This is a genomic window from Phyllobacterium brassicacearum (assembly GCF_003010955.1).
GTDB classification, from domain to species: Bacteria; Pseudomonadota; Alphaproteobacteria; order Rhizobiales; family Rhizobiaceae; genus Phyllobacterium; species Phyllobacterium brassicacearum.
On the sequence record NZ_PGGO01000011.1, the window covers coordinates 169022 to 180876 of the forward strand.

The window sequence follows — 11855 nt, forward strand, 5'->3', positions numbered from 1 at the left end:
ACCTTAGGTATTCCGATGAGCCAGAATAGCAAACAGATCCTGATCTCCCTGGCTCTCGCCTTGAGCCTCTCGACGTCCATGACCGCTAGCGGATTTGCCGAAGAGAAAGCGGCGGCGGCAATCCACGAAGCCAAGGCTCCGGTCATCAACGTCGTTCCCGCCAGTCAGAACGAGATGGTCGCAACGCTCACCGTGACCGGTACGATCGTACCCCGCCAGGAAGTGGCTGTCGGCACCGACGTAGCGGGTCTGCTGGTTCTCGAGCTCAATGCCGACCAGGGAGACGTCGTCAAGGAAGGCGATATTCTCGCCCGTCTCGACAAGTCTTCGCTGGAGATTCAGCTCGCCCAGATCGAGGCACAGCGCGCCTCGGCCGAAGCCTCTATTGCCCAGTCCGAAGCGCAGATCGTTGACGCGGAGATTGCCGTCCGTCAGGCGCTGGAAGCACTTGGCCGTGCTCGCGCCCTCTCTGCCAAGGGCATCAACTCCAAGATGGAGCTGGACAATGCCACCAATGCCCATGACAGCGCCAATGCGCGTCTCAACACGGCACGGCAGGCCTTGGCCGCTACCAAGTCCCAGCTGCAACTCGTTGCCGCGCAAAAGCGCGACGTGATGCTGCGGATCCAGAAGGCTGATGTGCGGGCACCGGCAAGTGGTGTCGTCTTGAGCCGCAATGCTCTTCTCGGCGGTATCGTCTCGTTCAATGCCGGCCCTCTATTCCGCATGGCTCGCGATCAGGATTTTGAACTCGCTGCCAATATCCCGGAAGCCGATCTGCCCCGGCTGAAGGAAAATATGCCAGTCGCTGTTCGCGTCTCTGGCATGCAGGAACCAGTGGCGGGCCGTGTACGGCTTATATCCCCGGAGATTACCGCAAGCTCGCGCCTCGGTTCGGTCAAGATCGCACTCGACAGGAATCCGGCCATCCGGCCCGGCAACTTTGCCCGTGCCATCATTGAGCTGGCGCGTCGCGACGGCATCAGCGTTCCGCTTTCTGCCATCGTTTATCATGGCAAGTCCGCATTGGTGCAGGTGGTCAAGGATGGTGTCGTCGAAAGTCGCAAGATCGCTCTCGGCATTCGCAGCGACCGCACCGTCGAAGTGCTGCAAGGTCTGAACGAGGGAGAGGATGTCGTTGCCCGTGCCGGAACCTTTGTCGCCAATGGTGACCGTGTCACGGCAGTTCGTGTGACCAATGAAGCGACGGGGGCGGTCAAATGAACTGGAACATTTCCGCGTGGTCGATCCGCAACCCGGTCCCATCGATCCTTCTGTTCGTCGTATTGACGGTTCTTGGCCTCATGGCCTTTGCCAAACTGCCGATTACGCGGTTTCCCAATATCGATGTGCCTTTGATTTCGGTGTCGATCACCGATCCTGGCGTTGCGCCGACGGAGCTTGAGACGCAGATCGCCAAGCGCGTCGAGGACTCAGTCGCCAACATTACCGGCGTCAAGAACGTCACCAGCAATCTGACCGAGGGCAATTCGACGACGCTGGTCGAATTTCGTCTGGAGGTGGATACCCAAAAGGCTCTTGATGACGTCAAGGATGCGGTGTCCCGCATCCGTGATGATCTTCCTGCGACGATCAAGGAGCCGATCATCAACTCCGTTGACGTCGAAGGTTCGTCGATCCTGACCTATGGTGTTTCTGCACCGGCGATGACATCGGAAGAGCTGTCGTGGTTCGTCGACGACAAGATCATTCGTGATATCCAAGGGCTCAAGGGCGTCGGCCGTGTGGAACGCTATGGCGGTGTTACGCGCGAAATCCGTGTCTCGCTCGATCCGGACCGGCTGACCGCCCTCGGTGTGACAGCTGCCGACGTCAACCGTGCGCTGAAATCCATGAATGCCGACCTCACTGGTGGCCGCGGCGATCTCGGCAGCACCCAGCAGACGATCCGTACGCTTGGGGCATCGCGCACACTGGAAGATCTGCGAGCTGTGGAAATTCCGATCGCCGGCGGGCGCTCTGTGCGCCTCGATGCGCTCGGAACCATCAGCGATGTCTATGAAGAGCCAAAGTCCTTTGCCCGTGTGGACAACCAGACCGTTGTGTCACTTGCGGTCTTCCGCGCCAAGGGCGCCAGCGATACGGATGTCTTTGCGCTTGTCCAGGCCCGCATGGACCAGCTGCAACAGAAATATCCCGACGCCCGGTTCAACATCATCGATAACTCGGTGAATTACACCTACGGCAACTACGAATCCGCCATGAGTTCGCTGGTGGAAGGTGCGCTGCTGTCGATCGTCGTGGTTTTCCTGTTCCTTCGCAATATCAGGGCAACCTTGATCGCCGCAGTCGCCTTGCCATTATCGGCCATTCCGACCTTCTGGGCCATCGACTTGATGGGCTTTTCGCTCAATCTGGTGAGCCTGCTTGGTATCACGCTCGTAACCGGTATCCTGGTGGATGATGCGATTGTCGAGATCGAAAATATCGTCCGGCACATGCGTTCCGGCAAGTCGCCGTACAAGGCCTCCCTCGAGGCGGCGGATGAGATCGGCCTTGCCGTTATTGCGATTTCCGTCACGATCATGGCGGTCTTTGCGCCCGTCAGCTTCATGAGTGGCATCGCAGGGCAATATTTCAAACAGTTCGGTTTAACGGTCGCCGTGGCGGTTTTCTTCTCGCTGCTGGTCGCCCGTTTGATCACGCCGATGATGACCGCCTATTTGTTGCGCGACCGCAAGAACCTGCACCATGGGGAACAGGAGACAGGCTGGATTCGCGCCTACACCCGGTTCCTCGCCGTGACCTTGCGCTATCGCTGGCTGACGCTCTTCAGTGGCATTGCCATTTTTGCGACGGCCATCTGGGCAATGGGCTTCCTGCCATCGGGTTTCGTCCCGGCCCAGGATGAGTCCCGTGTTGCCGTCAGCCTTGAGCTTCCTCCTGGCGCGCCCATCGAAGAAACTCTTCGGGTGACCGATCAGGCAGCATCGCTGGTACGCGAAATTCCGGAGGTTGAGCAGACCTATGTTACTGGCGGCGCTTCGCCAACAGGGTCGCTCGACACCCGCCGCGCGACGATGATCGTCAAACTCAGTCACAAGAGCGAGCGCGACCGGACACAGAAGCAGATCGAGGTCGATATCTTCAACAAGATCTCCGAGGTGCCTGATTTGCGCGGGAATTTCGTCAACGATCGCGGCGAACGCGAATTCGCTGTGGGCGTCATTGGCAGTGACGGCGAAAAGGTGACTGAACAGGCTCGCCAGCTGCAGAGTGCCATGACCGCGACGGGCAATTTCCAGGCTGTGTCCTCGACGGCGGCGTTGGACCGCCCGGAAATCATTGTAACGCCGCGCATGGACAAATTGGCGGAATTGGGCATATCCACTTCCGCTCTTTCTGACACGCTACGTGTTGCGACATTGGGCGACCTTGATCCGAACCTGGCCAAATATACTGTCGGCGACAGGCAGATCCCCATCCGCGTTCAGTTGACCGAAGAGTCGCGCCGCGACCTGTCGATTCTCAGCACATTGACCGTGACGGCGCCCTCCGGTGTTGTGGTACCGCTGGAATCCATTGCCGACATTACTTTTGGTCAGGGTCCGTCGTCGATCGAACGTTTCAATCGCGAGCGGCGTGTGGTTGTCGGTGCCAATATGGCGGGCGGCAAGGAAATCGGCGAAGGGCTCGAGATTGTAAAGAATCTGCCGCAGGCCAAGTCCATGCCGGAGGGCGTTCGTATTCAGGAAACGGGCGACGCCGAAGTCATGGGCGAGGTGTTTACCGGCTTCCGCGATGCGATGATCATGGGGCTGATGCTGGTCTTCGTCGTGCTCATCCTGCTGTTCGGCAGTGTTTTCCATGCCTTTACGATCTTGATGTCGTTGCCGCTGTCCATTGCCGGCGTGGCGGTCGCGCTTCTGCTGACTAACAATTCCGTCTCCATGGCAGTCGTCATCGGCATTCTGATGCTGATGGGTATCGTCACCAAGAACGCCATCATGCTTGTTGATTTCGCTGTCGAAGAAGTGAAACACGGCGTAGCCCGTAACGAAGCGATCATCGATGCTGGCCGCAAGCGTATCCGTCCGATCGTTATGACGACCATTGCCATGTCGGCCGGCATGCTCCCGGCTGCAATGGCCTTTGGCGACGGCGGCGAGTTCCGCGCACCGATGGCGATCGCGGTGATCGGCGGCCTGCTCGTCTCAACGGTGCTGTCACTCGTCTTCGTGCCGTCCTTCTATACGATCATGGATGATGTCAGCCATTGGATGGGACGCGCATTCCATTGGTCCTTCAAGCCGAACAAGCCGGACGAGGCGGCAGCCACTCCACGGTCAGGGACACGTCCGGTACCGTTGCATGCTTCAAGCGGGCATGCCGAAGCCGCTGAGTAATGAGGGCTATACCGGATGGCGCAGGGCCGTCATCCGGGCCATCCTGCGGGCATGATACATTTGCCAGAGCGAGTGACAGACCAGTGCGGTGATGATGATCAAGCCGCCGGCCAGGGTGGGATCGCTCGGCCGCTCTGAGAAGATCATCCAGACCCAGATCGGCGTCAACACGGTTTCCAAGAGATAGAACATCGCGACTTCCGGTCCGGAGATGAACTTCGGACCGGTTGCGAGGCACAGGAACGCGAGGGTGGTCACAACCGCGCCGTTGAAAATGACCCAGCCAGGGACCGCAACGGCATAGCCATTCTGCGATACCATGTAGGCGGCTACCAGCATGGGCAACGCTGTGCCAACAATGGCGGCGAAGCCCATGTCCTTGCCTGATGCACGGCTGACCGTGATAGCCGTCGACAAGATGAAGGTGGAGAGCAGAGCAACCAGGTCGCCAAAAACATGGCCGGATGAAAGCCCTTCACGCACGATGATCCCGACGCCAATCAGCATGAAGAACATGGCGATGAAGGTTACGGTCTTTGGCCGTTCCTTCAGGAAAATCCACGAAAGCAGGGCGGAGAAGACCGTGTTGAACGCCAGGATGAAAACGAGGTTGGCTGTCTTGGTGTTATAGACGGCGATCATGAAAGTAATCGACGTCAGTCCATAGAGCGCGGCGACGACCAGCCCAATTCGACCCGGAACAATTTTGGGCTTCTTCCCCGTCGCAAGGCTCCAGACTGCCCATATGAGGAAGGCGGCGACGAAAGTCGTGACGCTGCGCAAAAACAGGGTCGACCACGTTTCGCCTTGGCCGAGTCTGAGCAGGGGAATGTCGGCGGTAAGCACGAGGCCCCCAATCCCGGTGATTAGCAAACCCTTGCGATGGTCGAGTTCCAGCTGTGACATGTGGCGTTTCCGTCTTGTTTTGATTTGCCGCATGCCAGGGCAGTTTTGGGCAGGCTAGGTTAGTTCCTAATCTTGGCGCTCCCAACCCTTGGGGCCAAGATGTTCCTGGGGTCTGTAACGGATTTTGTACTGCATCTTGCGCGAGCCTTCGACCCAGTAGCCGAGATAAACGTGGGGCAAACCGGCTGCGGCAGCGCGCTGGATATGGTCGAGGATCATGAACGTGCCAAGCGAGCGGCTGGCGTGTTCCGGATTGAAGAAGGAATAGACCATCGAGAGGCCGTCCCCCATGGTATCCGTTAGCGCTACGGCGATCAGCTCGCCTTCGCCCTTCTTGGTAATGAAGGAGTCCGGTCCGCGCCGCCGGTATTCGATGATCTGAGTCGGAACATGCGTATCCTCGACCATCATCGCATAATCCAGGACCGTCATTTCCGACATCCCGCCCTTGTTGTGGCGGGCATCGAGATAGTGGCGGAAAAGCGAATATTGTTCAGTCGAAGGTTCGGCCTGGTGGATATTGCCGATGAGATCCCGGTTGCGGTTCCATACCCGGCGCATGGATTTGTCTTGTTTGAACTCTCCTGCAAGAATGCGCACCGAGACACAGGCCCGGCAGTTCTCACAGGCTGGGCGGTAGGCGATGTTCTGCGAACGGCGGAAGCCCCCTTGTGTCAGGAGGTCATTAAGTTCACTGGCGCGGCCACCAACCAGGTGCGTAAAAACCTTGCGCTCGAGCTGCCCTTCCAGATAGGGACAGGGCGAGGGTGCTGTCAGGAAGAACTGTGGTGACTGCTGCGGTTGGTGCGTCATTCAAGGTCCTGGGACGGTCTGCAATACCTATAGAATCGTACGACCGCCGAAAACGTCAATTGAATTATATTGTATTCAGCTGTGAATGTCTGCGGTGAGATTATCGCATGGCTGGGCCGGAGCAGCGGATACCATTCCACGAATGACTGGGTGCCTCCGATCGGCCATTGGTCGAGGCGCCCCAGCGACCCTGGAATTCCTGATAGTCATCGGAAAAGTGCAGATCGAGCGTTCCGGTGCCGTACTTGTCGGCCCACACCAGGGTTCGAGATGTGCCGGTGCCGTCCTTCTCAGTCAGCGTTCCCTCGACGCGGCCACCTGGCTCATCAAGTTCATAAGCCCCCGTTATGCGGCCATCCCTGCCAATATTCAGAAGCGTTTCGACGTCCTGATAGTCGCCGCTGGATATCATCTCGCCGCAAAATCGGCCGGCTGGGGACGCAGCCAAGCCGCCGTTGGTAGCAAAACCATAGGAAGCGATCGCCACGAGGGCGAATGCAAAAACGCGTACATTCATCATGATTAAAGCCAAATGAAAAAGAGCCCAGATTCAGGAGCCCTTGAGATTAGTCGTAGGCTCGAACAACAACTGTGCCGAGCAGAAGATCATGAACAGTCCGCTTGCGATCAAGGAACAGCGTCGCCAGCAGAATGAGCGGTGTGAGCACGACGTTGAGACCCCAGAACAGGACCGTGTGAACGACAGCAAGCAGCCCGTCGACCTTTTGGCCATCGAGTCGCTCGAGCCGCAAGCCCATCATCTGCATTCCCTTGGTCGCCTGGCGTTGTCCGCCCATCGTCGTCGCGACATAGCCCAGAGCAACGGCGGGAAACATGATGCCGTACAGCGTCCAGCCGATACCGAGCGTTGCCACGCCAAGAATCGCGATCAGCACCGCGACAGGAATGCACAGGAAAAACACGATCACATAGTCGATCAGGAATGCAAAGATGCGGCTTGTCCGCACGCCCTGATACAATCGCCAGTCGTCCAGGCGGTTGGTGATGATTTCGCCATCAAGGGTCTTCGCGTTCATTTTATTTCCTGTTTCAAGAGACGGACACAATGCCGTGCCGCTGAAATTGGGAATTCGAGAACGGTAATTCAAGAAGCAATCAGGAGCCGGCTTTCAATCGCCCCGCCACAATCGGTGCGAAATAGGTCAGAATGCCATCGCAGCCCGCCCGCTTGAACGCGAGCAGCGTCTCCATCATGACCCGTTCTTCATCGATCCAGCCATTCGCGCCCGCAGCCTTGATCATCGTGTATTCGCCCGAGACCTGATAGGCGAAGGTCGGCATGGCAAACGTGTCTTTCAGCCGGCGGATGATATCGAGATAGGGCAGTCCAGGTTTCACCATCAGCGAATCCGCGCCTTCGGCTAGATCCTGTTCGGCTTCGCGCACAGCTTCATCGGTGTTCGCCGGGTCGATATAGTAGGTCTTCTTGTCGCCCTTCAGCCGGCCCGATGTGCCAATCGCCTCGCGGTAGGGGCCATAGAAGGCCGAGGCGAATTTTGTCGCATAGGCCATGATCGCGACGTCCTGGAAGCCGTTTTGGTCGAGTGCATCGCGTATGGCGCCAATGCGTCCGTCCATCATGTCCGATGGCGCGATGATGTCTGCACCGGCTGCTGCCTGCAATACAGCGCCCTTGGTGATCTGCTCGACCGTCTCATCATTGACGATGATGCCGTCGCGCAGGATGCCGTCGTGGCCATGGCTGGTGAATGGGTCAAGCGCGACATCGGTGATCATGCCGATCTCCGGCACCGCATTCTTGATCGCCCGTGTCGCACGATTGATGAGATTGTCAGCATCCAGAATGCCCGAGCCGGCATCATCGCGCAGGTCAGGGTCGATATTCGCGAAGGTGGCAATGGCGGGAATGCCGAGCTTCGCAGCCCGCTCGGCCTCGCGCACGGCCATGTCGACGGAGAATCGCTGCACACCCGGCATGGCGTTGATATCTTCACGCCGATTGGTCCCCTCGCACAGGAAGATTGGCCAGATCAGATCATTGACCGTTAGCTGATTTTCCTGAACCAGACGCCGCGACCAGTCAGCCTTGCGCATGCGGCGCAGGCGGCGGCCTTGCGTAATCTCGTCAACGGTTCTTGGAGAATTTGCCTGAAATGCGGGGTGTTTGTTCATGTTTGCTGCCTTGTCTGTCGAAGTCAGACATTTTTCCTGTTGTTTGGAATGGTTTTAACAGGGAACGGCCTCATGACCAAGCTGTTCGTCTCACTCTGTGATCCATTGACGCGGTGCGCCGGAGTTTCCTAACCTCCGGCATGAAAGCGTGGAGGGGTGCATGGAAATCGATTTTGGCGGGGAGGGCGAAATCGTCTTCGAAAGGCGGGGCAAGGCGGGGCTTGTCCGACTGACACGGCCAAAGGCCCTGAATGCATTGACCCGCACCATGGTAGCTGCTTTCCATCGTGCACTCGTCGCCTGGTCGACCGATCCGGACGTCCTTTGTGTAATCGTCGAGGGTGAGGGCCGTGCCTTCTGCGCCGGTGGAGACATCCTTGCCGTTTATCAAGCAGGCCGCGCCGGCAAGCCCCTCTATGAGTTTTTTGCCGAGGAGTATCGGCTGAACGCTTATATCAGGCACTTTCCCAAGCCATATATCTCGCTCATCGATGGTATCTGCATGGGCGGTGGCGTTGGCATTTCGGTGCATGGTTCGCACCGTGTCGTCACGGAAAACGTCATGTTCGCCATGCCGGAAGTGGGTATTGGCTTCTTTCCCGATGTCGGCGGCAGCGCCTTCCTGCCGCATCTGCCGGAGCATTTCGGCACATATATCGCTCTGACGGGCAACCGCATCAGGCAAGGAGACTGCCTGCAAAGCGGTATCGCCACACATGCGATCAAGGCCGAGGACAAGGAAAGGGTACGGCGGAGCCTGATCAGAACCGGCAATCCCGATACGGCTTTACGGGGTAAGACCATCAATCCTGACAACGAAACGCCCGAGAAGACGCGCGATATGATAAGTGTGCTGTTCGATTCGGAAACGCTCGGCGGTTGTCTTATCCGCCTTGCCGCCGCCGGGGTGAACGGAAACGAATGGGCACAGCACATTCTCGATCTCATCAAGACCCGGTCTCCGACCAGCCTGCACGTGACGTTCAGGCAGATCGAAGAAGGACGTGATCTCGAAATGGATCAGTGCATGCAAATGGAGTACCGGATTTTGTCGCGCATGCTTGAGAACCACGATTTTTATGAAGGTGTGCGTGCGCTTCTTGTGGACAAGGACAACAAGCCCGTGTGGCAACCCGCGAATATTGATGACGTAACGCCAGAGATGGTGGATGCCTATTTCGCCCCCCTGGGCGAGCGGGAACTGCAACTGACATGAGCGATAGACCTACGCAACTGCCATTCGATCCGACAATGGCGCAAATGGGCTTCGTCTGGTTCCTGCGGCTTGTCTCGATCTATTGTCTCGTGGCCGGTGTTGGCTACTGGGCGCAACTGAGCGGCTATTACGAAGGATTGCTCTGGCGCTTCGATCTGATGCCCTGGCAGTGGAAAGTCGCTTCCGTGTCGCTGGCCATGCTCTATCCCGTGGCGTCAACGGGACTCTGGATGATGGTTTCCTGGGGCCCCGTAATCTGGTTTGTGGCGGCCGCCGGCGAAACGCTGATGTTCACGGTTTTCTCCCATTACTTCTTCTACAGGCCGCAGATCGCCATTGTGCATGGCTGTGTGGCGCTCCTTTACATCGCCTTCCGCATCGTGCTGTTCCTGCAGAAACGGCATCAGGCAAAGCCGGTGCGATAGCCATCGGATTTCCATCTCGCGCTCCAACAATGACGGCACCGGGTAAGTCTTCATTAAGACTGAAATTGATTCATTCGTGGTAAGGTACTGTTAAGTCTGTGTTTTAAGTCGAATTTTATATGCATTCGATAGTGTTGCCTCAACGGTGAGAAAAATACACCGAAACAACAGTGAGGCAGGTATTATGAACAACACACAGAGAAAGTCTGGTGCGAGCCAGCATTCTACACCAAGTGATACAGCATTGCGTACGCTTTATCTTGAAGCACTTCAGTTGGTCGAACGGTTGCATCGTCGCCTGCTTGATGTTGTCAAGGATGAATTTGACCGCAATGGCCGCAGTGACATCAACGCCATCCAGGCGTTGCTGCTGTTCAACATCGGCAATGCAGAACTGACGGCCGGTGAATTGCGCAGCCGCGGGTATTACCTGGGTTCGAATGTTTCCTACAATCTGAAGAAGCTCGTCGAACTCGGCTTCATCTCCCATGAACGTTCACGCACCGACCGTCGTTCGGTCCGGGTCAGCCTGACCGAAAAGGGAACGGAAGTCGCGGAACTGGTAGCGGGGCTCTACGAACGCCACGTCGCATCCATCGAACATGTCGGCGGCATCAAGGCGGAAGAATTCCAGTCCATGAACAAGGCCCTCCAGCGCCTTGACCGCTTCTGGAACGACTCCATTGCCTACCGCATGTAAGCACCGGCACAGTTCGGCAAACAAAAGCCCGGCTTCGCGAACTGCGAAGGCGGGCTTTGTTTGTGCAACAGCTTGGCTGGAGCCGCGCTCGAATTCTTGAAATCGTTCAGAGCTCAAGCGGAAATGGCGTTCGCTCCCAAATCTTCTCCAGTTTGTACGTGTTGACGCTGACCGCCTCCCAATCATGCAGGATACGGGCAATTCACAGCGAACACCATCGACGAGAGCGCGATAGAACTCTGGGTAGAACTTTTTGACATCGGTAAGTATTAGGGCATGTCGTTCAAGATTTTTTCGAGAAAGCTCGAGGTCGCCATTGGCCACCGGAATAAATACCTCAAGATATTGGATATGCCCGGTATACTCCCAGCGGAAACTCGAAACGAATGCGAAATAATCTTCGAACGTATTGATAGCGTATAGTTTGGGTAAGGCCTCGTCTTCAATCATGTCCAGCATTTGTTTGACCGTTTCCGGTTGTCTGATATCCCAATCGGACGACCTGATATCCCGAGGACCGTAGATATTTCTGAAGATTCGTTGCCCAATGCCTCTGGACTGTCTGGTCTCCGCAGGCACTCGAATGTCAACTGAGATATATGGCGCAAACGCGTGCGGATCACTCGTGGATTCAATGAAGACTGCCCGCCAGATATGGCGGACAGGTTTAATCATTACGAACCGGCCAATGCTTGCAAGATCACTGTGCCTTTGAATGAGTGGGCGCACTGCTTGCCGGACTTGCGCAACGGTTGTCATTTTTTTCCTCCCCCTCTAATGACGCCCGTACTTGGTCTAATCTGGATAACAAAGAACCATTTGATTTCTGGGTACTTTCTTGCGACTGACTCTGCCAACTCCGACATTCGTCCAGGACTAAGTCCTCTTTTGCCGGCTTTTATGTCGTAGATGCACGCAAGTTCGTCACTAACACGTTCATAGATATCGAGCCTTACCGTATCTTCGGCCCCGCGAAGTGACCTTTGCTGTAGACCCTGTTTAGCGCCTCCTCCATAGGCTTTAGCAGCGAGAGTTCGGCCACGAGTTCAGGATTGAATGCCGGGTTGATTTGATGTTCTAGAGCGTTTCATGTTTTCACCGAAGCGTATCCTGCGTTGGTAAAGTAGTTGGCGCATTCGTCTGGTTCGATGGTGTTGGCGAGGTAGCCGAGATGGCGCCAGGTGTCGTCGACGGTTCGCTTTTGAGCCTGGCGCATCCAGTGCTTGATCTTGGCAAAGACCTGTTCGATCGGATTGAGGTCGGGGGAATATTTC

General features: G+C 56.8%; 10 protein-coding genes and 1 pseudogene. 5 read left to right on the top strand and 6 right to left on the bottom strand.

Annotation, left to right across the window (positions count from 1 at the left end; translation table 11 throughout):
* Positions 1-15 precede the first annotated feature (15 nt).
* Both CU102_RS16115 and CU102_RS16120 read left to right on the top strand, forming a co-directional pair.
* Positions 16-1224 (top strand): efflux RND transporter periplasmic adaptor subunit, encoded by a 1209-nt coding sequence (locus CU102_RS16115; RefSeq protein ID WP_106712117.1) that lies wholly within the window; start codon positions 16-18, stop codon positions 1222-1224.
* Positions 1221-4367, top strand: coding sequence for an efflux RND transporter permease subunit (locus tag CU102_RS16120; RefSeq protein ID WP_106712118.1), 3147 nt, complete (start codon positions 1221-1223; stop codon positions 4365-4367). The genes CU102_RS16115 and CU102_RS16120 overlap by 4 nt, the downstream gene beginning before the upstream one ends.
* Before the next feature lie 6 nt (positions 4368-4373).
* On the opposite strand, the gene CU102_RS16125 is transcribed toward CU102_RS16120, so the two are convergent.
* The 5 genes from CU102_RS16125 to hemB all read right to left on the bottom strand — a co-directional run bounded on the left by CU102_RS16125 (position 4374) and on the right by hemB (position 8240).
* Positions 4374-5273 carry a DMT family transporter gene (locus CU102_RS16125; RefSeq protein ID WP_106712119.1) on the bottom strand — a complete coding sequence of 300 codons (900 nt, stop codon included), beginning with the start codon at positions 5271-5273 and terminating at the stop codon, positions 4374-4376.
* 66 nt (positions 5274-5339) lie between these two features.
* Positions 5340-6086, bottom strand: a complete 747-nt coding sequence (locus CU102_RS16130; RefSeq protein WP_106712120.1) for an arginyltransferase — start codon at positions 6084-6086, stop codon at positions 5340-5342.
* 100 nt (positions 6087-6186) lie between these two features.
* On the bottom strand, positions 6187-6606 hold the full coding sequence (locus CU102_RS16135; protein ID WP_106712121.1) for a hypothetical protein: 420 nt from the start codon (positions 6604-6606) through the stop codon (positions 6187-6189).
* A 46-nt stretch (positions 6607-6652) separates the two neighbouring features.
* Entirely contained in the window at positions 6653-7123 is a 471-nt protein-coding gene (locus CU102_RS16140) for an RDD family protein (RefSeq protein ID WP_106712122.1), read from the bottom strand.
* Positions 7124-7202: 79 nt separating this feature from the next.
* Positions 7203-8240, bottom strand: a complete 1038-nt coding sequence (hemB, locus tag CU102_RS16145) for a porphobilinogen synthase (protein ID WP_106712123.1) — start codon at positions 8238-8240, stop codon at positions 7203-7205.
* Between the two features lie 160 nt (positions 8241-8400).
* On the opposite strand from hemB, the gene CU102_RS16150 reads away from it, so the two are divergent.
* The 3 genes from CU102_RS16150 (at position 8401) to ldtR (ending at position 10581) form a co-directional block, all read left to right on the top strand.
* Positions 8401-9456 carry an enoyl-CoA hydratase/isomerase family protein gene (locus CU102_RS16150; protein WP_106712124.1) on the top strand — a complete coding sequence of 352 codons (1056 nt, stop codon included), beginning with the start codon at positions 8401-8403 and terminating at the stop codon, positions 9454-9456.
* Positions 9453-9881 (top strand): DUF6163 family protein, encoded by a 429-nt coding sequence (locus CU102_RS16155; protein WP_106712125.1) that lies wholly within the window; start codon positions 9453-9455, stop codon positions 9879-9881. The genes CU102_RS16150 and CU102_RS16155 overlap by 4 nt, the downstream gene beginning before the upstream one ends.
* A gap of 184 nt (positions 9882-10065) precedes the next feature.
* Positions 10066-10581, top strand: a complete 516-nt coding sequence (gene ldtR, locus CU102_RS16160) for a transcriptional regulator LdtR (protein WP_106712126.1) — start codon at positions 10066-10068, stop codon at positions 10579-10581.
* 1087 nt (positions 10582-11668) lie between these two features.
* Here ldtR and CU102_RS16165 read toward each other — a convergent pair.
* Positions 11669-11855 (bottom strand): annotated as a pseudogene (locus tag CU102_RS16165) (IS630 family transposase); the annotation flags it as partial.